18 protein-coding genes are annotated in these 24,492 nt (G+C 35.8%); 7 read left to right on the forward strand and 11 right to left on the reverse strand.

Going from position 1 to position 24,492, the window contains the following annotated elements; translation table 11 throughout:
• Positions 1–40: 40 nt before the first annotated feature.
• Positions 41–502: an Mpo1 family 2-hydroxy fatty acid dioxygenase gene (locus ACEN2H_RS09510; RefSeq protein ID WP_441732103.1), complete on the reverse strand. Its 462-nt coding sequence runs from the start codon at positions 500–502 to the stop codon at positions 41–43.
• 233 nt (positions 503–735) lie between these two features.
• Positions 736–1,725 carry a glycosyltransferase family protein gene (locus tag ACEN2H_RS09515; RefSeq protein WP_441732104.1) on the reverse strand — a complete coding sequence of 330 codons (990 nt, stop codon included), beginning with the start codon at positions 1,723–1,725 and terminating at the stop codon, positions 736–738.
• A gap of 212 nt (positions 1,726–1,937) precedes the next feature.
• On the opposite strand from ACEN2H_RS09515, the gene ACEN2H_RS09520 reads away from it, so the two are divergent.
• The 6 genes from ACEN2H_RS09520 to ACEN2H_RS09545 all read left to right on the forward strand — a co-directional run bounded on the left by ACEN2H_RS09520 (position 1,938) and on the right by ACEN2H_RS09545 (position 6,731).
• The gene (locus ACEN2H_RS09520) at positions 1,938–2,636 is read left to right on the forward strand and encodes a tetratricopeptide repeat protein (protein ID WP_441732105.1); all 699 of its coding nucleotides are present in this window, start codon (positions 1,938–1,940) and stop codon (positions 2,634–2,636) included.
• Positions 2,637–2,689: 53 nt separating this feature from the next.
• A complete protein-coding gene (locus tag ACEN2H_RS09525; RefSeq protein WP_441732106.1) occupies positions 2,690–4,045 on the forward strand; it encodes a UDP-N-acetylmuramate--L-alanine ligase in 1,356 nt (451 codons plus the stop codon).
• Positions 4,046–4,054: 9 nt separating this feature from the next.
• Positions 4,055–4,513 (forward strand): GNAT family N-acetyltransferase, encoded by a 459-nt coding sequence (locus ACEN2H_RS09530; RefSeq protein ID WP_441732107.1) that lies wholly within the window; start codon positions 4,055–4,057, stop codon positions 4,511–4,513.
• 69 nt (positions 4,514–4,582) lie between these two features.
• On the forward strand, positions 4,583–5,275 hold the full coding sequence (gene radC, locus ACEN2H_RS09535) for a RadC family protein (RefSeq protein ID WP_441732108.1): 693 nt from the start codon (positions 4,583–4,585) through the stop codon (positions 5,273–5,275).
• A gap of 8 nt (positions 5,276–5,283) precedes the next feature.
• Positions 5,284–5,973 carry a YjjG family noncanonical pyrimidine nucleotidase gene (locus ACEN2H_RS09540; protein ID WP_441732109.1) on the forward strand — a complete coding sequence of 230 codons (690 nt, stop codon included), beginning with the start codon at positions 5,284–5,286 and terminating at the stop codon, positions 5,971–5,973.
• 2 nt (positions 5,974–5,975) lie between these two features.
• Positions 5,976–6,731, forward strand: coding sequence for a hypothetical protein (locus ACEN2H_RS09545; protein ID WP_441732110.1), 756 nt, complete (start codon positions 5,976–5,978; stop codon positions 6,729–6,731).
• Positions 6,732–6,822: 91 nt separating this feature from the next.
• Here the strand turns inward: ACEN2H_RS09545 and ACEN2H_RS09550 are convergent, their stop codons facing one another.
• Positions 6,823–8,100 carry a replication-associated recombination protein A gene (locus ACEN2H_RS09550; protein ID WP_441732111.1) on the reverse strand — a complete coding sequence of 426 codons (1,278 nt, stop codon included), beginning with the start codon at positions 8,098–8,100 and terminating at the stop codon, positions 6,823–6,825.
• A 317-nt stretch (positions 8,101–8,417) separates the two neighbouring features.
• Between ACEN2H_RS09550 and ACEN2H_RS09555 the strand changes: the two genes are divergently transcribed.
• The gene (locus ACEN2H_RS09555; RefSeq protein WP_441732112.1) at positions 8,418–9,200 is read left to right on the forward strand and encodes a rhomboid family intramembrane serine protease; all 783 of its coding nucleotides are present in this window, start codon (positions 8,418–8,420) and stop codon (positions 9,198–9,200) included.
• A 37-nt stretch (positions 9,201–9,237) separates the two neighbouring features.
• Here ACEN2H_RS09555 and rlmB read toward each other — a convergent pair whose 3' ends face one another.
• The 8 genes from rlmB to ACEN2H_RS09595 form a co-directional block, all read right to left on the reverse strand.
• Positions 9,238–9,972: a 23S rRNA (guanosine(2251)-2'-O)-methyltransferase RlmB gene (rlmB, locus tag ACEN2H_RS09560; protein WP_441732113.1), complete on the reverse strand. Its 735-nt coding sequence runs from the start codon at positions 9,970–9,972 to the stop codon at positions 9,238–9,240.
• 88 nt (positions 9,973–10,060) lie between these two features.
• The gene (locus tag ACEN2H_RS09565; RefSeq protein ID WP_441732114.1) at positions 10,061–10,909 is read right to left on the reverse strand and encodes a hypothetical protein; all 849 of its coding nucleotides are present in this window, start codon (positions 10,907–10,909) and stop codon (positions 10,061–10,063) included.
• 19 nt (positions 10,910–10,928) lie between these two features.
• Positions 10,929–12,314: a SusD/RagB family nutrient-binding outer membrane lipoprotein gene (locus tag ACEN2H_RS09570; protein ID WP_441732115.1), complete on the reverse strand. Its 1,386-nt coding sequence runs from the start codon at positions 12,312–12,314 to the stop codon at positions 10,929–10,931.
• 18 nt (positions 12,315–12,332) lie between these two features.
• The gene (locus tag ACEN2H_RS09575; RefSeq protein ID WP_441732116.1) at positions 12,333–15,542 is read right to left on the reverse strand and encodes a SusC/RagA family TonB-linked outer membrane protein; all 3,210 of its coding nucleotides are present in this window, start codon (positions 15,540–15,542) and stop codon (positions 12,333–12,335) included.
• Positions 15,543–16,395: 853 nt separating this feature from the next.
• Positions 16,396–17,289, reverse strand: a complete 894-nt coding sequence (locus tag ACEN2H_RS09580; protein ID WP_441732117.1) for a hypothetical protein — start codon at positions 17,287–17,289, stop codon at positions 16,396–16,398.
• Positions 17,290–17,304: 15 nt separating this feature from the next.
• Positions 17,305–19,014 (reverse strand): SusD/RagB family nutrient-binding outer membrane lipoprotein, encoded by a 1,710-nt coding sequence (locus ACEN2H_RS09585; RefSeq protein ID WP_441732118.1) that lies wholly within the window; start codon positions 19,012–19,014, stop codon positions 17,305–17,307.
• Between the two features lie 10 nt (positions 19,015–19,024).
• Positions 19,025–22,174, reverse strand: coding sequence for a SusC/RagA family TonB-linked outer membrane protein (locus tag ACEN2H_RS09590; RefSeq protein WP_441732119.1), 3,150 nt, complete (start codon positions 22,172–22,174; stop codon positions 19,025–19,027).
• A gap of 858 nt (positions 22,175–23,032) precedes the next feature.
• Entirely contained in the window at positions 23,033–24,484 is a 1,452-nt protein-coding gene (locus tag ACEN2H_RS09595; RefSeq protein ID WP_441732120.1) for a SusD/RagB family nutrient-binding outer membrane lipoprotein, read from the reverse strand.
• Between the last annotated feature and the right edge of the window lie 8 nt (positions 24,485–24,492).

The following is a 24,492-nucleotide window of genomic DNA, read 5'->3' on the forward strand; positions in this document are numbered from 1 at the left end:
AATGCTCTATGGTGGTTTTTTGTTTTAATGCCTTTGGAGTTTAATTCATTTTGAAGACCGAGTGAATAACCCAAGCTGGTCCAATGAGTAAAAATTGTAAATCTTTTATAAAGGAGGGCTTTTTACCTTCAATTTTGTGACCATAAAATTGACCAATCCAGCCTACTGTAAATACCAAAATAGAAAACCATAATAAAGGTACTGATTGAGCAATAATGTAGTTTCCAACTAGATAAATTGTAGTGAAAACAAGCATTTTTATTCCCATTACTATTGATAATCTGAAATAAAAAAACAGCACAAAAAGTAAGATTATAAAGGCCCAATTAGCCAAAACGGGATGTATTAAAGCGAATGGAGTTAGAATTTGGTTTGGAATACCCATAAAAAGTCCAATTACCGAAAAAAAGATTAAAGGAACACAGATGTAATGGATTTTTTTATTGGTTAGATTTTTGTGGCTAAGGCTATATTCTTCAAACCATTCGTTTAAGGTTTTCATGTGTCTTTTTTTAGAATTGCAAGCCAATTTAATAAAAAAATAGAACTGCCGATGTTTTGTTAGTTTCGATGAATTATTAGTTGGTGTAATCGTGGATTTATCCGACTTGGTTTTTTGGATGAGGGATAGCAGCAGAAATCCTTTATTGAGGTTTTTTCATCTCAATAAAGATTGTAGCGTATAGCCCGACCCACCTTTTTAGGTGGGGGAGCCCCTAAAAAAAAGAGGTCTTTTTAGTCTCTGTAGGTATCAAAAAGATATTCGAGAGTTTCTGGGATATTGTTAGCCTCTATTTTAGGGTATTTAAGGTCTAAATTGATCCAGTTTTCTATAATTGTATTGAAATCAGGGCCGGCTTCGTAAACGACAGGAACGCCCAGTTTTTTTAAAGCGGCCGCGTTGCATTCCTGTTCGTAATGATTGCGCACAGGAATAGAAAGCACTTTTTTGCCCAGATATAAAGCTTCCGATGGTGTTTCAAAGCCTCCTCCAGTTATTATGCCTTCGCAATTGATCAGGCTTTTGTTGAATTTTGTTTGATTTACCGGAAAATAGGTAATATTACCGATCGTGTGTTGTTGTTCTACTGTGTTTAAAAACCAATGAAATTGAATGTCAGGAATGCTCCTAAATGCTTTTTCTAAACAATCTTTGTCAAAAGAAGGAAGGTATATGGTTATGTGCTTTAAATTTATAGGCTGAGATTCTATAATCTCCTCTTTGATGATTGGAGGAAGTATAAAAGAATCGTATTTTTCAAAATGAAGACCAATGTTTTTAGGAGAAGGGGCATAGTATTTTAGAATCATTTCCCCCATAATACTCTTTTTTGTTGGTCTGGGTGTATGTTGTGAAATGAAACTAGCTTGATGTCCAAATTGTACCGAATGTAATTTTTGCATTTTACACCCTAATGAAGTAATGGAGTCAAAATCATTGATGATTATATCGTACTCTTTTAAGGGAAGTGAGTCGGCATCTTTGTAAATTTGGCGTGGTCTAATGTTTTTTACTATATCCCAGTAATTTAAGCCACCGCATTTGCTGTAATGTAGACTGCAGCCTTTACTTCTATATTTTATAGGCAATTTATTATCTAGAGTTGCATTATTGCCGCTTAGGAAAAAATCAACAGTCCCAAATTTTTGCAGATAAGGATACAGCTGCATCGCTCTACTTATATGTCCATTTCCAGTTGCTTGTATCGCATAAAATATTTTCATATAAGCCTTTTATTTAATGATAGAAGAACGATTTAGTTTAAACTATTGTTGGATTTTTTATGTTTTCTCAAGACAAAAGTAGTAGTCCTATGTTATGGTATAATGTTTTAAACTTTTCTAATACATTAAGATTTTAGTCGCGAGCTGTTTTTAAAGTTCCATGTTGGATAAAAATCTTTTCTATTCCTTTAAAATTTCCTTATTTTTGAAGAATGAAATATATTCTAACCCTCTGTTTACTGTTCCCATTGATAGTGTTCTGCCAATCAAGTTTTGATCAGGCCGAAAAACTATTTGAAGAAGGTAAATTAGAGCAGTCGCAAACTATTTTTCAAGTGGTTCTAAAAAAGGATCCTTCTAACCTCAAAGCAAATGAGTATTTGGGTGATATAGCGGGTCTTAATAAATCATGGGATGAAGCCATTACCTACTATGGAAGATTAAAGCAATTAAAACCATCTGAGGCAAATTTTTTTTACAAATATGGTGGTGCTTTAGGTATGAAAGCGTTAAGTGTTAACAAGTTTAGAGCGCTAGGGATGATAGATGAAATAAAAGGCTCTTTTGAAAAAGCTATAGAACTGGATGCGGGACATGTTGAATCTAGATGGGCTTTAATTGATTTGTATATAAAGCTTCCCAGGATAGTAGGAGGAAGCGAAACAAAAGCAATAAGATATTCAAATGAATTGTCAAAATTGTCTGCGGTGGATGGCTATTTATCACGAGGCCACATTGAGGAGTATTTTAAAAGATACAGTAGTGCTGAGCAACAGTATAAAAAAGGGATTTTATCTGGATATTCGAAAACAGGTTATCAAATGCTGGCTAATCTTTATAAGAATAAAATGAATGCACCTGAACGAGCCAAAATCGTATTGGAAGAATTCAGAAAGAAATCAAATAAATAATCGCTACTTCGGTTAATCAATTCACCTAGGAAAGTATAATAGAATCACAAAAAATGAAAACACACTTCATCGCAATAGGAGGAAGTGCAATGCATAATTTAGCATTAGCATTACACAATAAAGGATATCAAGTAACGGGAAGTGATGACGCTATATTCGAGCCATCAAAATCGCGTTTAGATAAAAAAGGAATTTTACCGATTGAACTCGGTTGGTTTCCTGAAAAAGTAACAGCTGATATCGAGGCTGTAATTTTGGGAATGCATGCAAAAGCAGATAACCCTGAATTGTTAAAAGCGCAGGAATTAGGATTGAAAATTTATTCTTATCCAGAGTTTTTATACGAGCAATCCAAAGATAAAACTCGTGTCGTAATTGGTGGCTCTCATGGAAAAACAACAATTACATCCATGATTTTGCATGTGATGCATTACCATGCCATTTCGGTGGATTATATGGTGGGTGCGCAATTAGAGGGTTTTGATACCATGGTTCATCTCACGGAGGAAAATGATTTTATCGTTTTGGAAGGAGACGAGTATTTGTCGTCACCAATTGATAGAAGACCTAAGTTTCATTTGTACCAACCTAATATTGCTTTGATTTCGGGAATTGCTTGGGATCATATCAATGTTTTTCCTACCTATGAGAATTATGTAGAACAGTTTGAGATTTTTGTCGAAAAAATTACCCGTGGTGGTATTTTAGTCTACAATGAAGATGATGCTGAGGTAAAGCGTGTAGCTGAAGCAGCGACAAATCCAACCCGTAGATTAGCTTATACTACTCCAAATTATAAAGTAGAGAACGGAACGACACTACTAGAAACTCCTGAAGGAGATATGCCTATTGAAGTTTTTGGAGCACACAATTTGAACAATTTGGCAGGAGCCAAGTGGATTTGTCAAAATATGGGAGTGGATGAAGCTGACTTTTATGAGGCTATTGCCAGTTTTAAAGGAGCATCAAAACGATTGGAAAAAATTGCCGAAAGCAGAACTAAAGTGGCTTACAAGGATTTTGCCCATTCTCCAAGTAAAGTCGCTGCGACTACAAAAGCGGTAAAGGAACAATACCCAGATCGAACCTTGGTAGCTTGTTTAGAGTTGCACACTTATAGCAGTTTGAATGCTGAATTCCTGAAAGAATACGAAGGGGCATTAGAGTTTGCTGATGTTGCTGTAGTTTTCTATTCGCCTGACGCTGTAAAAATAAAGCAGCTACAAGAAGTTAGTTCTGAACAAATAGCGAACGCTTTTAACCGAAAAGATTTAATTATATACACAAACCCAATAGAATTTAAAGACCATCTGTTTAGTTTAAATTTGGATAATTCCGCTCTGTTATTGATGAGTTCTGGAAATTATGGAGGATTGAATTTTGATGAGGTTAAAAAATTAATCGAATAATCTTTTTAGATGGATGATCAAATTAGAATTGTAAAAAGTACAAGCGAGAATAAAGATTTTATTGCGTTAGTTGCATCACTAGATCAGAGTTTGTGGGAAAGCTATCCGGAGTTAAAAGTTGATTATTGGGGGAATAACATAATGGAAATGAACCCTAATGTTGTGATTATTTATTTAAATGATGTGGCTGTTGCCTGTGCTTGCTTTAAGAAATACAATATCAATACAATCGAAATAAAACGTATGTTTGTTTCTGCCGAATTTCGTGGAAAAGGATTGGCTCAAAAGATGTTAAGAGAATTAGAATCTTGGGCAAAGGAAGTAGGGTTTTCCTTTTCTATTTTAGAAACCCTCTACAAACAAAATGCGGCCATTGCGATGTACCAGAAATTGGGCTATGTCGTTATTGAAAATTATGCGCCTTACATTGGTAGGGAAAGTAGTATTTGCATGAAAAAAAACATTTAAATTCAATTACGAGATTGGTTTTAAATAAATAACAAACGTCGGTATTTGTATCATTTTAAATCGTTAAGCGTGGAACAAAATAATTTTCCGATTACCCATTGGTCCGAAGACGACAGGCCACGCGAAAAACTGATGCTCAAAGGTAAGAGCGCTCTTAGTGATGCTGAACTTATTGCTATTTTGATTGGTTCGGGTAGTCGTAATGAATCAGCAGTCGAATTAAGTAAACGGATTTTGAAGAGTGTAAATAATAACCTGAATGCTTTAGGTAAATTATCCATTTCACAATTGATCGAATTCAAAGGAATAGGGGAGGCAAAGGCTATCTCTATTATTGCTGCTTTAGAACTAGGAAGGCGCCGAAGAACTGAGGATGCTGTTGAATTGATTAAAATCACGTCAAGTAAAATGATTTTCGAAATCATGCAGCCGATCATTGGAGAATTGGCACACGAAGAGTTTTGGATTGTTTATTTGAATAATTCTAATAAGATTATTTCAAAATCCCAACTTAGCAAAGGTGGTATTACTGGTACCTTGGTTGATGTGCGGCTGGTGTTTAAGAATGCGCTTGAAATGGGAGCGACTGGATTGATTCTTTGCCACAATCATCCTTCGGGGACTTTAGTACCAAGCGAGGCCGACAAGCAAATAACAAAGAAACTCAAAATAGCGGGCGATAGCTTAGAAATAAAAGTGTTGGATCATTTGATTGTTACTGAAGTAAATTACTTTAGTTTTGTTGATGAAGGAATATTTTAAAAAACAAAATGAAAATAACAGGTATAAAGAACATATTTTTCGACTTAGATCACACGCTTTGGGATTTTGACAAAAACTCGGAGTTAACTTTTGATACTATTTTTAAGAGAAATCACCCCAGTGTGCAGTTGAAAACATTTATCGAGAAATACGTACCCATAAATAGAGCGTGTTGGGAATTATTTCAATATGATAAAATTTCACATGCTGAATTGCGGTACAACAGATTGAAACACTCGTTTGACGCAATGGATTATGTAGTGTCTGATGAGGAAATTGAAAGTATTGCTCAAGAATATATTGATTTGTTGCCTGATAACAATCATCTATTTGATGGTACATTCGAAGTTTTGGATTATTTGAATAAGGATTACAATCTGCATATTATTACTAACGGTTTTGCTGATGTACAATTCAGAAAAATCAAAAATTCTAATTTAGCAAGCTACTTTGATACCATTACGAATTCTGAAATGGCTGGTGTTAAGAAACCAAATCCAATTATATTTGAATATGCGTTAGACTTGTCGAAAGCAAAAAAAGAAAATAGTATCATGATTGGGGATTCTCTAGAGGCGGACATTCAAGGAGCATTAGATATCGGTTTAGACGCTATTTTTTTTAATGAAAGAAATGTTCAAGCGGCACAAAACATTAAACAAGTGAATCATTTATTAGAACTAAAAAAATATTTATAATTATGAAAATCCGAATCTTTCTTATAGTTTTTTTTATTACGAGTTATAGCTTTTCGCAATCGGTTAACGATTTCAAAGCCCTAATTATACCATTAAAGTTTGATTTTTTAAAAAGCGATAATCAATACCGTCTTGCCACTATCTCAAAGTTTGAATTGGGTAAGGCTGGTTTTCAGGCCTATTATGATAATGAGCCTATCTTAGATCAAAATATCCAAAGGTGCGAGTTGCTGAATTTTGATGTAATTAATCAAAAAGCATTTTTGGCCACTAAATTGCACATTATTTTCAAAGACTGTTATGGTAAAATCATTTTTCAATCTGAAACAGGAGTTAGTAAAGAAAAAGATTATGAATTGGCTTATAAAGAGGCGTTAAGTAAAGCGTTTGTATCTATTTATGCTTTGAATTATAAATATACGGGAGAAAATAAAGTAAGTTCAGTGCCGAGTATTGAAGCGGAGGTTGTTAATGAATCGCTAGCTGTTGTTGCTACTAATGTGAGATCTGATGAATTGGTTGTTCAGGAAAAAACGAATCCAAACCTTCTTTACGCCCAACCAACAGCTACTGGTTTCCAATTAGTGGATAGTACGCCGAGTGTTGTTGTGGTTTTGTATAAAACGTCAATAAAAGAATGCTACATTGCGGTAAAAGGAAATAAGCAAGGGCTTCTCATAGCAAAGGGTAGCGAGTGGTTTTTTGAATACTATCAGAATGAAAAATTAACTTCAGAGAAAATAGAAGTGAAGTTTTAGATAATTGTTCTGTTTTTTAAAATGAAAATACATTAAAAATGGTTTAAAAAACGCGTTGAGGTAAACGTGTTTTTTAAACCATTTTTTGTTGTTAATAACCGTATTTGCCTTTCCAACGGTTTCTTAAAAATTCTCTGGTGCTGTTCTCCCGAGAATTATTTCCTGGAATATATATCGCTTTGTTGCTAAGTTCCTTAGGAAGGAACTCTTGTTCTGCAAAATTATTGGCGTAATCATGTGAATACTTGTACTCGTCGCCATAACCTAATTCTTTCATTAGCTTGGTGGGTGCATTGCGTAAATGTATGGGCACGGATAAATCACCAGTTTGTTTTACTAATTGTTGAGCAGTCCCGATAGCCATATAGGACGCATTACTTTTAGCAGACGTTGCTAGATAGATGGCGCATTGGCTTAATAGGATTCTGCTTTCGGGATAGCCAATTGTGGTAACTGCTTGAAAGGTATTGTTGGCCATTATGAAAGCGGTAGGATTTGCGTTTCCAATGTCTTCGCTCGATAGGATTAGTAATCGGCGGGCAATAAATTTCACGTCTTCACCACCCTCAATCATTCTGGCTAGCCAATATACGGCTCCATTTGGGTCACTTCCTCGGATCGATTTGATGAATGCGGAAACGATATCATAATGTTGCTCGCCACTTTTGTCATACAATACTGTGTTTTGTTGCACAAGTTGAAAAACCCGATCGTTAGTTATGACAATTTCGTCTTCAGCCGAAGCATTTACGACCAGTTCAAAGATGTTGAGCAATTTGCGTCCGTCTCCTCCAGAAAGTCGCAACAGCGCCTCTGTTTCTCTTAATTCAATATTCTTGGTGGCTAAAAAAGAATCAGTTTTCAAAGCACGTTGCAACAGGGACTCCAGATCCTCTTTAGTAAAGGCATTCAAGATATAAACTTGACAACGGGACAGTAAAGCGGGAATTACTTCAAAACTGGGGTTTTCGGTCGTAGCACCTATCAGGGTAATCCATCCTTTTTCTACCGCTGCCAGCAATGAATCTTGTTGCGATTTGCTGAAGCGATGGATTTCGTCAATAAACAGAATTGGATTTTTGGTGGTAAAAAGCCCGCCGCTTTGTTTAGCTTTTTCAATTACGTCACGGATGTCCTTCACTCCGGAGTTGATGGCGCTCAAGATATAAAACGGACGTTTTGATTCTTGGGCTATAATTTGTGCCAAAGTCGTCTTTCCTGTTCCCGGCGGTCCCCACAATATTAGTGATGGGATAATCCCTTTGGCGATTTGTTGGGTCAACGAACCATTAGGCCCAATAAGGTGTTCTTGGCTTATGTAGTCTTCCAGTTTTTGTGGACGTATGCGTTCTGCTAAAGGTGCTTCCATTTGTCTTTTTTAGTCTCAATTTCATATTCGTGTTCCTCTTCCTAGATTCATTTTTGTGATGCAAAATTACTCTATTTTTGGCGTTCTAGTTTTGAATCTGAATTTTTTTTGGAGCCACTTCCAGCTATCCGTTGCAATCTTTTTATTTCATTTGAATAAAATTGAAATAAAAAGGACTTTTCACTTCTATCTGGGCTATCATTTTTATAACAACTATTTATGCATACTGACAAAATAGCATTAAATTGCAAAGGGATAAATTTTTGCGATAGATTTTAAACAAGCAAGAAGGAAACCAAGACTAAAAAACCAATATAATGGATAAACATTTTAAGTATACGAATTCCGTTATAGGCCTGCCGCTTTTTTTTGTATTGTTCTTGTGGTTTGTTTATTGGTTAGAAATCCGTTTCGGTTTTGATTTCGATACTAATGGAATTTTACCTAGAACTGCTTCTGGATTGCAGGGAATCATCTTTAGTCCATTTATACATTCAGATATCAAGCACCTTTACAACAACTCTTTTCCTTTACTCGCATTACTGGCTGCATTACAGTTTTTTTATGCAAAGCAATCTTTTTTTATTATTGTGTTTGGCATTTTGTTTTCTGGTCTGATAACTTGGGTCATTGGACGGGAGAGTTACCATATAGGAGCAAGTGGTTTAATCTATGTCTTGGTAAGCTTTATCTTTTTTAAAGGTTTGATGACAAAATATTACCGATTAGTAGCACTTTCTTTAACCGTGATTATGTTATATGGAGGGATGTTATGGTATGTTTTTCCAAAAGTGGATGATACTATCTCTTGGGAAGGGCATCTGGCCGGATTAATAACTGGATTTGTTCTCTCTGTCATTTATAAAACACCGGAGTACAAGAAGGGAATCAAATACGACTGGGAAAAGCCTGATTTTGATCCAATCGAAGATAAATTTATGCAGCGTTTCGACGAGAATGGGAACTTTGTCAATTTACCTCCTGTAATTGAAGAGGATATTGAAGAGCCTGTAGCGCATTTAAGTTATTATACACCGACTTTTCCAGTCAATTATGAGATAGTCATAGACAAAAAAAATGAATCAAAGCCGGAGTCTTGATTCATTTTTGGTTAGATTCACTAAGGTAAAAGACGTGCTAATTCCTTTGTCTCACCGCTTCATATAAAAAGGCGCCGCAGGCAACCGATACGTTTAATGATCCGATCGACCCAAACATTGGTAGTTTAGCTTTTTCATCTACAATTTTTAATACAGATGGATTAACTCCGCGATCTTCTGATCCCATTATGATAGCGACTCCTTCTTTTAAATCAATATCATAAATGTTACTGTCGGTTTTTTCAGTTGCTGCTACGGTTTTGATACCACTTGCTTGCAGTAGGAAAATAGCGTCCTTAATATGTTCTACTTTACAAATTGGAATATTGAATACGGCTCCAGCCGATGTTTTTACCGTGTCTCCGTTAACTGGCGCAGAACCTGCTTTTTGAACAATGATTCCATTTACTCCGGTGCATTCGGCAGTTCGTATAATTGCTCCAAAATTACGGGCATCAGAAATTTGATCTAAAATCAAAAACAAAGGTTTTTTCCCGTTGTCGATAACGGATTCTATTAAGGTTTCTAAATCAAAAAAAGAGATAGGGGAGATGGTCGCTACAGCACCTTGATGGTTATTGGGCGTTAATCGGTTTAGTTTTTCAACTGGAACATAGGAGAAGTTTATATTACCACGCTTCATCACTTTCATCAAGTCTTTCATTAGTTCGCTGCTTGCTTCCTTTTGAATGTACACTTTGTCTACTGTTGCGCCTGCTTGTATAGCCTCGATAATTGCTCTAATCCCAAATATTTGATGTTCTTTTTCCATAGGGCAAATATAGTCATATTGTATGTAGAAAAAAACCGTTACTTATAAAGTAACGGTTTTTTAAAAGTAAAATAATAATTAATTTAAACTATTTACAAACTTTGAAATCTATTATACCTGCAGGATGTGCGCCGTCAACTGCTGAGTCCCAGTTGTAAGTACTACCGTCAGGAGCTGTGATTTTAAAGCTTATTTCTCCATATGCATCTCCAGGAAAGTACCATTCAGCAACTGTAGTTCCCTCAGGTATAACTACTGTAGTTGAGGCGTTCGATGGCCCTTCGGTACACGCATATGGGCTCGCCTCGTAATCGGTACACATACCAAATTCAGTAATTGTCGCACCATCTATTGTTAAGGTCATACCAGCTCCACCATCTCCTGTTGTTGTTTGCCAACCATCACCATATGTGTCAATCATGTCAATTTTATATGTTCCCGGTAAAGGAAGACATGCTCCCGGTCTTAGCATGGTATACTCTAATGTGGTTCCGGCAGTAGCATTGTTTTCGGAAACTATATCTAAAATTAGTTTCACTTCTTCATCTACAGGCATTTTTTCTGCAACTGTACTTACAGTTATTGAAGCTGAAACTGAACCAGCTGGAATTGTAACAGTTGAAGCGCTTAGTACATACATGTTCGATGTAGCTGTTGAAGACGTATTAGGTTGTAAATTGACAACTAAATCTTGTTTTAATGGAGTTCCCAAAATAGTTACAATAATAGTGGTGCTAACATCATCTATAATGTCTCCTGTTCCCGGGTCTACTTCTACAACTAAGGATTGATTAGCATCTTTAAATTGTAAATAGTAAGTTGCATTTTTATCAGGTGCTTTAGTTAATGCATCCCAACTTGTATCATCATTCTGGCATGATGTCGTAACAAACAGAGTAAGTACTACTACTGTTATAATTTTTAATATATATTTCATTATTTTATATTTTTAATTATTATTGGTTCCACCACACTTTATCTGATATCGTAACAGAAGGAACGTTCGCTTTGTTATAATCTAACTCATCTTGCGAGTATGGAAACCTTGTCGGTATGGCTGGAATCACAGCTCCTACTGCCAATGGCAAAACAGGAAATCCAGTTCTTCTATAATCAGCGTAAGGCTGATTTGTTGAGTACCCAGCAATATATTTTTGTTCAATAATATTTTTCAAAGTTACTGGAACATCATTAATATTTGCGTCTAACCAAGCTGTATTTGCAGCACCTGTCACTTTTAAAACAGAAGCTGCAACTGCTGCTTCATATGATGATTGAGCGAGAGCAGTTTGACCTAAGCCCAGATAAGCTTCAGCTTCAATGAATTTTAATTCAGAGTATGACATTAAAATTGTTTTTGAAGTTTCTGCTGAATTATATGTTCCTGGTTTTGAAGCGTCCGCATTTTGTGATCCAGCTATACTTCCTGTGTAGTTACCATCACCATCTTTCGAGGCATAAAACGCAATTCTTGGGTCTTCATTTGCTGATAGCATATTTATTAGAGTCGCCCCCATTCTTATGTCACCTCTTTGGGTCATAAACTGGTTAATTGGGTTTTTATTTGCTGCTTCCCAAGAAACTAAAAAGTCGTCTGCATTTGAAGCGAATCCTTTAGCTGCCGCAGCCAGTGCAGCAGTATAAGCTGCAGTCCCATTTTTCTTCGATAATTGCAATTCATGTCTCGCTTTAATCGAGTAAGCAGCTTTTTTCCATTTGGAAATCGTGCCTCCATAAATCGCGTCTCCAGTTACTTTCAATACGTTTGACGTGTTGTCCAAATTACTGACAGCATTATCTAAAAGCATGAAAATGTTATCGTAGATTACTTCTTGAGAGTCGTACTTAGGTTTCAATACATTTTCAAATCCCTTTAGACCTTCAGTATAAGGCATATCTCCAAATAAATCAGTTGCAATACCTAGTGTTGTAGCCTCTAGTACTTGAGCAACACCAACAAAATTTGGTGATTCATTACCAGCAGCTGACCCTTTTTCAATTATTAGATGAAGGTTGATCAACATTTCCGTGTAAATAGGATTCCAAATATTGGTTACATCCGCAGGTGTGTGTTGATATCTAGCTTCTGTGAAAGATTGGCGGTCAACACCGTCAAACTGTTGCATCCATATATTATTAGTTCTTACCGTATTGTTGCCAAGGAGATGGTATCCCATTGACTGCTGTACTGAAGGCAAAAGTAGGCCCATAGGAACATTAGATGGAGAATCAGGATCTGTATTTAATTCATGATCTATCCATTCTGAACATGAAGTGGTAAGTAGTGATAGTGAAAGTACTATAACTAAACTTTTTAAAATTAATTTATATTTATATTTCATGATTAATTTATTTATTTATTAAAATGTCATTTTAAGACCTAGTGTGTACGACTTTGAACCGGGATTGTTGAAATAATCCATTCCTTGTCCATTACCAGCTCCGGATAGACTAGTTTCTGGATCAACTCCGGTGTATGGTGTATCTATCCATAAATTTTTTCCAGATATAAAGATATTCAAATCTTTTATATTCTTTGAAAGTTTAGGGAAGGTATATGATAATGAAATGTCTCTCAGTCTGACCCATCCAGCAGGCTCCATCGCTGCAGATGAAGGACCACCTCCAAAGTTACTTCCTTGTCCTCTATACCACGCTTGGTCTTCAACTATTGGCGTAACGTTCTTAGTGCCATTAGAGACACCGTCTCCGTTGGCATCAACATGTCCGTAAACCCCGTCAAACACTTTTATATTTTCTGCAGGTGTTTTAGTAAAGTCTATACTCCCATCTGCAGTATAATAAACCTCTCGCCCTACAGTACGCTCTGATGTTCCGAAATAGTTCATCGCAAATGCAGTACCATTATACATTTGGCCACCTGACTTAACATCAATAAGGAATGAAAAAGATAGGTTCTTGTAGCTAAAAGTATTTGTGATATTAGCTGTCCAATCTGGATTTGTATCTCCTATTGGCACTAATCCTTGCTTTGTATTCGTCATTGGGTAACCATCTCTATATGAATCTGTTGGGTCATCATTTATCAAAATAGCTCCATTTGCATCTCTATACCAATCTTCTCCAAAAACGCTTCCGTATTGTCTGCCAACAACTGCACGAACTTGTGGAGTAGTAAATCCACCAGGAAGTGCGATGTTATCTACGCCGTCTGCTAGTGAGGTAACCGTATTTGAAAATTTCGTGAAATTAGTTAAAAGATCCCAATTAAAATTCTTTGTTTTTATTGGTGAGGCAGTTATACTAATTTCTATACCTTTAGACTCCATGGATGCTGCATTTAAAAATACAGACTGAAAACCTGACGATGGCGCAAGTGGCACTGACATTAATAGATCACTATTTTTGTTAGAGAAATAGGTGAAATCTATACCGAATCTATTAGAGAAGAATCTTAAATCAGCTCCTACTTCCCATGAATCTTGAGTTTCATGTTTCAAATCAGGGTTCCCTAAGCCTGGTGAAACTTGGAAACCTGTTTGTGCTTGGTATGGAAACTCAACTCCAGTTGTCCATCCGTCAGCGGTACTTGTCGCTTGGTAATAATTTGAAGTGTTATATGGTCCAGCGATATTTGCTACACGTGCAGCTGAACCTCTTAATTTACCAAAAGATAATACAGAATTATTTTTTAAGCCCGCTATTTCTGTAAATATAAATCCTAAACTTGCAGAAGGGTAAAAAGCATCATCGTTACTCGCGGGCATGGTCGTAGACCAGTCATTTCTTCCCGTAAAACCTAAATAAAGCATGTTTTTGTAAGCAAATTGTAAATCTGCAAATACTGCCATGGTTCTTTGTTGTGATGTTGATCCCGCGGTAGTATTACTACTCGTATTGCTTAATTGATAGAAGTCTGGGATCGAGAGTCCTTTTGCTACACCTGCTAAGCCTTTACTATAAGTTCCGTAAAAATTGTTTCCTAATGTTAATGTTGTTGTAAAGTCTTCTGAAAAATCTTTTTTGAAGTTGAATAACAAATCTGAATTAAAGGTACGCTGATATTGTTGAACTTCTGAGTACTGACCATCAGGAAAACCTCGTGACCCAATTTTAAATTGATCAATATATCTTCTGCTATACCAATCAACACCACCATTATAAGAAATATTGAAGAAATCACTAAACTTAATCTTAAAGTTTGCTCCTCCTGTAAAACGATTAACATCCTCGTCAAACTTGATGTTATTAGATACCCAATACGGATTGTCATAACCACCACCATTTCGATAATTTCTTTGAGTGCCATCAGGAAATTCATAACCAGCACTATTGTCAAAAGTAGAAGCGGTTCTTAATAATCCTAGCATAACACCAGAAACGTTAGAGCCTTTTTGAATTTGAACAGCTCGTGAATTTGTGTATGACATATCTACGCCAAAATCTATCATTTCTGTTAGTTTTGTTGTTGCATTTAATCTCATTGTAGTCCTTCCAAATTGATTGTTAGGAACAACACCTTCTTGCTCTAAATTAGATAAAGAAAAGTAAAAACTGCCGTCTTCGTTACCATTACTAATGTTTAAAGCATTGTTCGTAGTTAATCCAGTTTGGAAATAGTCGTATGGGTCATAATATTTACCAGGAGTTCCATTGCCAGTACCACTAGGGACTAGGCGTCCATTTGGATCCCATTTGTAACTTGTGTCTCCATCGTATTCTAATTGTGATATTTCAGCGCCAAATGAAGACGCATCACCGCCTTTCCAAGTGCCATCAAAACCTTGGGAGTATTTCTTTTGTCTTGCTGGTAATTGAGTAACAGAGGCGAAACCCACTGAAGTTGTAAATTCGATTTTTTTACTAGTTAAATTTTTTCCGCTTTTGGTAGTAATGATTACAGCACCATTTGCAGCTCGTACTCCGTAGAGCGCAGTCGCAGCACCGCCTTTAAGAATAGAAATAGTAGCAATGTCATCAGGATTTATATCAATACTTCTGCTAGAAGTATTAACTCCATCAGTGCCACTATAACCTCCACCAGTTATAACGGGCATTCCGTTAACAATGAATAATGGTTGGTTGTTTCCGGTAATGGATGAAGCACCACGTATTGTCATAAAAGTAGAGGCTCCAGCGTCTCCTGCAGAACTGATAATAGAAACACCAGATGTCGCTCCAGCTAATGAGTTTACTACATCGGCATTAGGCTTAGTTCTAATGTCTTCTGCCTTTACAGTTTGAACATTGTACCCTAATTCTCTCTCTTTTCTAGTTACGCCGACAGCGGTTACTACCACTCCCTCAAGCTCTACTGAAGTACCTAGCATCGCTACATTAATTGATACTGAGGAAGCTTTAATTTCTTGGGTTTTCATTCCGATGTAACTGAAAATTAAAATTTGACTCGGGGTTGCTTTGACCGCAAATTTCCCGTCAAAATCGGTTTGTGTTCCGAAGTTAGTCCCTTTAATTAATACACTTACACCTGGTATAGGCTGTCCTGCATTGTCAGAAACAACACCTGTCACAGCTCTCTCTTGCGCAAAGGTTAGTTGCGCCATAAGTACTAATAATAGTACTAAGATTCCATTAAACTTTAGTTTCATTTTTAAATATTTTGAATTAGTTTAACAAAAATCATAATAATTTGTTAACATTCCAAATTTATTAAACAAAACTTCACTTTTAAGTTTAAATAGTACGATATAATGACTAATAGACCCAATATATTGTAAGTAAAGTAATCTAAATAACTAATTATAAAAAATTTTTGTAGTTGAGATTTAGATTAGCTGTGTTGATAAAAGCAGTAGATAAATGGCCATAGATAAGTTAGATTTGGAGAGTTAGCCATGATAAAGCTTTAGTCAGTAGGTTTTCTTTTTTTTGATAATTGAGTTTGGAGAGCAATGAAAGAATATACAAAAAAGGATTTAATCGCGATTAGTATAGAAATTGAAGATATTAAAAAACTGATTAAATGAAACTTAATAGTAGGATAACATTAGTTTAACACGCATTCAGTAGTAGATGCTGTTGGGACTGTACCTATAACATTTGCTTTTGAAAAAACAGATATATCAAAATTTTATACTGTAATGATGTTAGCTGGAGATAGAGGTTAAAAATATTTAAAGTTTTCTGAGATTAGTAAACAGGTGTCATGTTACGGGTGAAATGAAGATTTTTAGCGTAATGGGAATAGTGAAGAGTTTAAAGAGATTTCAGTAAACGAGAGTCAGTCAAGACAATATTAACAAGGGTTTATACTTGCTCGACAAATATTCAATAACAGGTTTTGTTGAGGCAAGGTGTAAACGTAATTAGTAATGGAAGTTACAGCTTGTATTAATAACAGTTGGACTGATTTTAAATTCTTTTGTTTAGTATTTAAATTAGCAAAAAAAAGAGGTTGATCACAGATCAACCTCTTTTAAGAAATTTTAATTTATTAGTTATTTAATTTTTAGTGTATATAGCATCGCCAAAATCACCAAAATCATTATCCCAACGAATAGTTAAAGTACCATCAGGATTTACAGTTCCGGTGAGTACGTTACCTTCTGTAAAAGCTCCAATAAAAGTTCCGGAAAGATCACCACATACATCGTTGAAGGAACCCTTAACTTCAAACGTAAGTCCATAAGAACTGTACCATAAGATTTCAAGTCCACCAAATGCATCTGACATTGTGTAGCTACCGCCACCATTATCTGTTATTACAGTGGTATAAGGATAGTCTGTGATAGGGTTGTCTTCTGGACGCGGTGCAGAATCTGTAGATGTTCCTGAACTTAAAACGGAATAGGTTCCGCCTAAATCTGATGGGCAAGAAACATTATAGTTTTGTACTACTGCATATACGGTAGAGTTGGCAATGTCTTGACCATAATTTGTAGTTCCGTCATCATTTAGAATTTTGATTACGCTGCCATCTTTTAAAGTGAGTTCGGCAGAAACGGTTAATTGATCTCCTAGGGCAAAGTCGCTGTCTGAATTTAACTCGCTAAATGCTGCAATAATATCACCTTTACTTAAATTTACTGTTGCAGGGAAAGTAGTGATGTTTGTGTCAAAAGTTGCTTTCGAAACAAGGTCTCCTTTTCTATAAAAAGCTACGATATCCATAGAACTAACCTCGCCTTGACCTATAGATACGTTCAGTCCGAGATCGAATGTTCCTCCATTGTTTAAAGCGATTAAGTTAATGAAATCATCAGTTGTTGTGATTTTTACTAAATTAGGAATTCCTCCATTTTCAAATTCCCTTTTTGAATCACCGCCATCGTTTGAACAAGACGGAATCAGCACAATAAGCGCTAATAATGCGAATATTAATTTTATTTTTTTCATAATTTGATAGTTGTATTAATTGTCCCAAAAGATTTTATAAGTTGTCGGGTCTTTCTGATCTGGAGCATTTTGATTTGCATTTAATTCGCTTTGTGGCCAGAAAAGAGAGATTTGAAACAGATTATTTTGAATGGTTTGTGAGTCCGTCAATGGAAATCCATCAGCATTATTCAGCTGGTACTCAGGAGATGCTCCAGTTGGGTTTGCTAGGATTGGAAAACCAGTTCTTCTGTAATCATTATATTGATCCAACGGGTCTCCAAAAGTGGCTACCCATTTTTGAGTCATTATGATCTCTAATTTTTTATTTGAAGAAGCAGCGGTATATTCAGCCATCACGTTCTCAACAAACGCTACTACTTCATCTGAGCCTGTTAGTACAGGTATGTCAGTCTGGGATGAGTCATTATCATCAACCACTTTGTCTACTTTTGCAAAACTAGCTTTTATTGCTTGTTCTAATTTTGCTGCAGCGGTCCCAGCCCCACTCAGTTTACCTACTTGAATTAATTCCGCTTGAATGTATAAGAATTCATCATAAGTTAAAATTCGGCGCGGAGCAATTCCGGTTCCGCTTGATTGATCAATAACATCTCCTTTGCCATCGTCATAGCGTCCGCCAGCGGGAAAAATACCTGGGTAAGTATAGGAGGTTTCTGCACTAAGGTCTCTGTCCGGACCTACACTACCAAATCTAATACTATAAAACCCACTAGATTTATCCCAATAATCAGCTCTCGGATCACCAGTTTCTGGATTTCCTTGATCAGGAGGAAGTGTTCCTGCTGTTAATTGGTTAAAGAAATAATATTTCATTCTAGGGTCAGCATTATCCGTATGGATGTTAGGGTTTACTCCTTTTAATATTTCGTAAAACCAAGGACTTTGATAAGTGCTGAACTGTGTACTAGGATAAGATTCAATGAATAAATTATTTCTTTCATCCAATGGTGCTATGGTAGCTGTATGTATTAATTGAAAATCATCATCAATTGATGTGAAGAAATTGTTTTCAGCAACCAAGGCATCAAATCCAGACTGATCAAAAGTTGAGCTTAGTCGTACTTGATTGTATAGCTTCAATTTATAAGTGTTGATAAACTTTATCCATTTTGTGGTGTCACCGCCATAATATAAATCATCTGTACCTGGTTTTGCGTTACCAGCATCACTAGCGATGTTAGTTTTAGCAGTTTCTATTAAGCTAAAAATAGCGGCATAGATTTCCTCTTGATTGTCAAAGACAGGACTAGTGATGCCTGCAGTTAATTTTGAGGCTTCAGTGAACGGTACGTCACCCCATAAATCAACAGCAACAGACATTAAGTATGCTTTTTGCATTTGAGCCATACCTAGGTAAACTAAATTTCCTGATTCGGTGGTTTGACTTATTAAAGTTTCAATATTTGTTAAGGTAGTGTATAAAGTGTTCCAATCGTTAGAGATAGGACCGCTATCTACCCTAGTTCCATATTGGTCGTCATTTTCCCGTGTGGTCATCTGATGAGTAAATACTCCTAGGATATTGCCAGTAAAATTATTAAAATCACCAATTCTGGCTACATCAATTTCAATTTGTGTAAGCAAAAGAGCTTCTGGTGCTAGAGTTGGATTATCCTTGTCTGTATCAACATCTAAGTAGTCGCTACAACCTATAAAAAGAGTCGTAAGCAATAACAAAGCAATTTGAGTTTTGTTATTTTTTATTTTATTTAAAAGTTTCATGTTTTTTTTTTTAGAATGTTAAATTAAGTTTAAATCCATATCGCCTAGCTGTTGGTGCTGATGAAGTCTCAATACCTTGTAGGGCTGTAGATCCATAACTGGTAGTTTCAGGATCGAAATTAGTATACTTGGGTACATTAGGTGCAAAATACCAAAGGTTACTTCCAATTACACTAAAACTAATTTGTCCGAAAGGAGTCTTTTCTAAGAATTTTTTTGGTAAGTCATAGGTCAAACTTGCTTCTCTTAATCTGAATACGGTTCCATCATAAATAGACGCTTCATCAACTGCATTTATTCCAAAGGTGGATGATCCTGCAGGGGAGAAATAAAGTTCGTTCATGCTGATCTGAGTTGTATTAGGAATTTGATTTCCTGATTGATCTAAAATGGCTTCCCCTTGATTGTTTCCGTATGATCCAGGAATAATAAAAGTACGTTCTCTGTCCTCAGTATCTTTGGTCACTCCTCGTCCTAAAAAAGTTTGGATAGAAGAAGAGGAGATATCGCCTCCTTGTTTCCAGTCAAATTGTGTTCTTAAACTAAATCCTTTGTAGGTAAATGTATTGATTGAACTCATTTTAAAATCAGCATTTGGATCTCCTATTATGCCTGGTGTAGGATCTATAACAACTCCTCCTGAAGCTTCGTTGATAAGTAAGTTACCAGCATCATCTCTTGCGAATTTGCTACCATAAAATACTCCGAAAGCTTGGCCAGGTATTACATGTGCAACTTGATTGACATTTATAGCAAATCGGTCTAAACCTTCCGTTAACTTGGTTACTCTGTTTACGTTTTTGGTAAAATTTGTAAAAACGCTCCATTTAAAATCATTAATTTGTATGGGTACTAGAGTTAGTCCTATTTCAATTCCTTTGTTCTCAAGTGCCCCAAGATTGGTGTTAAATTCACGATACCCACTAGAAGAGGGTACTGTTATAGGAGTAATTAAATTAGTAGTCGTTTTTTTGTATAAACTAAAGTCTAATACAATTCTTCGTCTAAAAAATTCTAAATCAGCTCCAACTTCTATTTCATCTGTAAATTCAGGTTCAATATTTGGATTTGCAAGAGAAAGATCGTTTTCGATTACAGGCAGTGAATTATAGGCTTGACCTAAAATGAAAGTTTGATTTATAAATTCAGCCGGTGCATCTCTACCTACTTTGGCATAACCTCCTCTGATTTTTGCAAAAGTTAAAACATCGCTATTCATTTTTAGTGCATCTGTTAGAATGAATGATGCACTTACAGACGGATAAAAATAGGAGTTGTTGTTTTTAGGTAATGTAGAACTCCAGTCGTTTCTTCCTGTAGCATTCAAGAATAAAAAATCTTTATAGGAAAGAGTAACATCTGCAAAAGCGCCTATGGTCCTTTTTTGTGCTTGGGAGTCATCTAGATTAGTTATCGTTAGAACGTTACTCAAATTAAAAATATTTGGCACTTTAAAAGTCTCTCCTAAATTAGCTCTTCTGGAGTTATTGTTCTGTAAAATATTATTTCCAATAATAGCATTCAAGCCAAAATCTTCAGATAATTTATAATCGAAATTAACTAATAAAGTAGACTCTATGTCTTCGTTTGAAAAACTATCCGTTGTTAATGCTCCTATACCTGCGTTAGATCTGGAATTTAAATCTCGAATCTCTTTTCTATCTAAAGTATACCTGTTGATACCTGCTCTATATGAAGCTGTAATATTGTCATTAAACGTATAGTTTAAATTTATACCAGCTACAGTCCTATTTGTATTTGTTAAAATCTGGTCGTGTTCCCAAGACCATAAAGGGTGGTCAAATTGACCTGTGTTTGGAACTACTGAAGCACCTGTTGTAGGATTTACATATGGTAAATTTAGATCCCAGTTTCTTGCTAAAAACAGTGTTCTGGCAAAGGAGGAAGATGCTCCTCCGAATTGATTTTCGCCAAAAAACGCACCCACTTGTTTCGTGCTTGAATAACTCATATTTGCGCCTAAGGTCAATTTATTTGATAATTTAAAATTCCCTCCCATTGATATAGAAGTTCTGTCAAATGAGTTGTAAGGAATATATCCTTCTTGTCCTAAATCCGAGATAGTTACGTTGAAACTTCCATCCTTACCGGCGTACTTTAGTCCTACGGTGTTTTCTAATATAACACCTGTATCAAATAGATCTTTAACATTGTTAGGTTTCGCAACGTAGGGAACAGTTGGGCCTATCTCCGGAAAAGCAGCAAGTATTGGTGCCCAAGTAGGTATCGTTTCTAACGAATCGAATCGAGGTCCCCATGATCCATTTGCATTTGAATATTGAAAATTAGCTCCTGCTCCATACGTGTTTTGGTAGTCTGGTAAGTTTGAAATAGTTTCAAAATAAGTTGCATGTCCAACGTTTACGCTAAGTTTTTGACCTGATTTTGAACTAGGAGAGCCTGATTTTGTAGTAATTACAATTACTCCATTCACTGCTCTTGATCCATATAGAGCAGCCGAAGCCGTACTTTTTAGGACATTTACTGAGGCAATATCATTTGGATCTAAACTGGACAATGCAGATTCATAACCTCCACCTCCTGTAATTTGGCTAGATGTTGTCACCTGGCTATTGTCAAATGCAATTCCGTCAACAATGATCAAAGGCTGAGTGTTTCCTGTAAAAGAAGTAATTCCTCTAATTGTGATTTGACTCGCAGCACCGGCCACACCACTAGAAACATTTACGTTAACTCCGGCAACTTTTCCTGAAAGGGAACGAATTAAATCCGGTTCAGAAGACTCAGTCAGTTCTTCAGTTTCTATGCTGCTGACTGAATACCCTAATTGTTTTGGGTTTCTTTTAATTCCGAATGCTGTAACAACTACACTTTCTAGTTGCACAGAATCCCCCATCAATTTAATATTCATATTAGCAGAAATGGCTACAGTTTCTTGATTTTTCATGCCAATATAGCTAAAAATTAAGATCTGAGTTGGTGTTGCTCTGATAGAATATTTTCCGTCAAAATCAGTTTGTGTTCCGAAGTTAGTTCCTTTGATTAATACGCTTACACCCGGTATAGGTATTCCTGCATTGTCAGAAACAACACCAGTCACGGCTCTCTCTTGCGCAAAAGTTAGTTGCGCCATAAGTACTACTAGTAGTACTAAGATTCCATTAAACTTTAGTTTCATTTTTAATTATTTTTTGAATTAGTTTCTCAAAATTGTTGATAATTTGGTAATATTCCTAATATTAAACTGTTAAAAATTAACAATTGTTTAATATTTAAATAAAACACTAATCGTTATTCCCTATATTTTTGTGATAACATAATAGATTATAAGTAAGATTTATCATAATTAAAATAGTTTATTGTAAGAAAAAAAGTATTTTTATGCGAATTAATTTTTATGTTAAAACTTGGATCTGGGTTTTTATAATTTTGATAAATGTTAAACAATTTGGTTTTTTACCAATTGCTGCTTGAATGCTTAGGCTTGATTTATTAAAAAGTAGTCGTTTTTGTTGTGCTCTTTTGGAGTATTCGAAATCAGTTTTCCTGCATGTAGTTTAGTGATCGAATATTAAAGAGTTGTTTTTGGATTGAATATGACTAGAAAATGTAGACTAAATAGGATTGGTGGTATGGCTTAATGTACTGATCTAAATATTGGTCTTTTTTGTGTTTTAAAAAGCACTTTCTTTTTTAAAAATCTGATAACTAGCTTCAATAACTATGTTCTTTTCTTATCGCAATTTGGGTGATGCACCGTATGAAAAAGCAATATTTTAGCAGTGATGGATTTAATTTTTTGTTGGAGTATTGGATGCTTTCCGTGGTTTAATGTATTGTAAAGTGAACGGTCATTAATTAGTTTTTTCGGGTATTGCCATTGCAGTAATGGACAATTGAAAAAAAATACTACTTGGTATGTGTTGGTTTTGATGCGGTTATACTAATAAGGAAGTTAATGTCAGAAAGTGAACAAATTAAAAAGGCCGCCATAATTGGCAGCCTTAATAACTTCTAATAATATAAAATGATTATTCTAGTTTACGTCCCAGAATAATTTTGTTGTCTGTGCATCACCACCTATTGCTGATGAAGCTTCGTTATAGTTGGTAACATTTAGGTTTTGTTCACTAATAGGATATGTGTATCTTGTTGGAACTGGTAGTTCAGATACAAAAGGTTTTGCAAAACCGGGGATATCATAAGTTCTCCAAGCTGTCCAAGCTTCGTAACCTCTATTGTACATCGCTAACCAAAGTTGATTACCAATTTTTACTTTCCAGTCGCCGGGAGCAGTTGCATAAGCTACGTCAGGGTTTAATAAATAACTAGAAACGTCAGGAGCTCCCCAATAATCGAATGAAGCTGTTATACCTGCGTTATAGAAACCTTCCGCTTGGGCCGGTGTTCCTGATATACCACGTTCAGCAGCATCTGCTAAGTAAAAAGAAACTTCAGCAAAATCCATCAGTGATGCTGGATTGTCTGCCATTTCCATTCTCTCACCTATATGAGTATGGTCACCATATGGGCTGTTTTTGCCGTAAACTCCACCTACATAAATTGTGGCATCAGTAATAGAGTCTTTTATGTTGTCCTGAAAGTAAAATGGCCTTCTAGGGTCATTAACATCATTCATGAAGTCTACTAATGTATTAGCAGCGACGAAATCTGATCTTCCAGAAAGTACTAAAGCGTTCCAAACTGGATTCGTGTTTGGTGTCGTGGTAGTATAAGGTAAAGAGGTATTATCAGCGTTTGAAGTAAATACTCCACCGGTTACGGCCGATGTAATGGCAGCTTCTGCCATTGCAGACATACCTGGAGCATCAGCAATTCTTACACCCATTCTTAACTTCAATGAATTACCGAATTTTTTCCAAGCAGTAACATTACCTCCATAAAACGGATCTGCTGCACCGAAACCATCATTAGTTAAATTAGGTATTGCTGCACTTAGACGTGTAAGTAAATCAGCATAAATAGTAGCTGCATCATCGTACACAGGAAGTGGAAATTCAGTTCCTTTCAATGCTTGAGTATAAGGAATATCTCCAAATGTTTCAACTAAATTTGCCCAAGCGTAAACATTTAAGATCTCGATTTGAGCTAGACGTGATGCTTTTGTGGCAGTAGTCATTCTTGTGTTAGCCTCGATAGTTGTTTTAGCAACAGAAAGATCTAATAGAACATCTCTGTACATTTCAGACCAAAAGTTGTTTGTAATGTTACGTGTGTTGAAGTCGTAATTGGCTTCGTCTACATAAGTTGTTTCTGTCCAGTGTTGTGCTAACAGTCTGAAAATGTTGTCATTTACACTGGTGCTGGTCATCTGGTCCACTAAACTCTTAGATGCAGAATTGAATAAAAATTCTGAATTCACCTGAGTAGGGTTCTTCGGGTCTTTATTTAAATTTTCGTAAGAGTCATTAGATTGACACGATACGAAAGCAATAATAGATAAAGCTGTTATTATTATTTTTTTCATAATTTTTT

It is taken from the genome of Flavobacterium sp. W22_SRS_FP1, assembly GCF_052113685.1.
Taxonomy (GTDB): Bacteria; Bacteroidota; Bacteroidia; order Flavobacteriales; family Flavobacteriaceae; genus Flavobacterium.

Bases quoted from the DNA above. Each gene is read 5' to 3' on its own strand.
- ACEN2H_RS09515 (WP_441732104.1), bottom strand. From the start codon at position 1,725: ATGAAAATATTTTATGCGATACAAGCAACTGGAAATGGACATATAAGT.
- ACEN2H_RS09585 (WP_441732118.1), bottom strand. From the start codon at position 19,014: ATGAAACTTTTAAATAAAATAAAAAATAACAAAACTCAAATTGCTTTG.
- ACEN2H_RS09510 (WP_441732103.1), bottom strand. From the start codon at position 502: ATGAAAACCTTAAACGAATGGTTTGAAGAATATAGCCTTAGCCACAAA.
- ACEN2H_RS09595 (WP_441732120.1), bottom strand. From the start codon at position 24,484: ATGAAAAAAATAATAATAACAGCTTTATCTATTATTGCTTTCGTATCG.
- ACEN2H_RS09555 (WP_441732112.1), top strand. From the start codon at position 8,418: ATGGATAAACATTTTAAGTATACGAATTCCGTTATAGGCCTGCCGCTT.
- ACEN2H_RS09590 (WP_441732119.1), bottom strand. From the start codon at position 22,174: ATGAAACTAAAGTTTAATGGAATCTTAGTACTACTAGTAGTACTTATG.
- ACEN2H_RS09580 (WP_441732117.1), bottom strand. From the start codon at position 17,289: ATGAAAAAAATAAAATTAATATTCGCATTATTAGCGCTTATTGTGCTG.
- ACEN2H_RS09525 (WP_441732106.1), top strand. From the start codon at position 2,690: ATGAAAACACACTTCATCGCAATAGGAGGAAGTGCAATGCATAATTTA.
- ACEN2H_RS09520 (WP_441732105.1), top strand. From the start codon at position 1,938: ATGAAATATATTCTAACCCTCTGTTTACTGTTCCCATTGATAGTGTTC.
- ACEN2H_RS09550 (WP_441732111.1), bottom strand. From the start codon at position 8,100: ATGGAAGCACCTTTAGCAGAACGCATACGTCCACAAAAACTGGAAGAC.
- ACEN2H_RS09575 (WP_441732116.1), bottom strand. From the start codon at position 15,542: ATGAAACTAAAGTTTAATGGAATCTTAGTACTATTATTAGTACTTATG.
- rlmB (WP_441732113.1), bottom strand. From the start codon at position 9,972: ATGGAAAAAGAACATCAAATATTTGGGATTAGAGCAATTATCGAGGCT.
- ACEN2H_RS09545 (WP_441732110.1), top strand. From the start codon at position 5,976: ATGAAAATCCGAATCTTTCTTATAGTTTTTTTTATTACGAGTTATAGC.
- ACEN2H_RS09565 (WP_441732114.1), bottom strand. From the start codon at position 10,909: ATGAAATATATATTAAAAATTATAACAGTAGTAGTACTTACTCTGTTT.
- ACEN2H_RS09530 (WP_441732107.1), top strand. From the start codon at position 4,055: ATGGATGATCAAATTAGAATTGTAAAAAGTACAAGCGAGAATAAAGAT.
- ACEN2H_RS09540 (WP_441732109.1), top strand. From the start codon at position 5,284: ATGAAAATAACAGGTATAAAGAACATATTTTTCGACTTAGATCACACG.
- ACEN2H_RS09570 (WP_441732115.1), bottom strand. From the start codon at position 12,314: ATGAAATATAAATATAAATTAATTTTAAAAAGTTTAGTTATAGTACTT.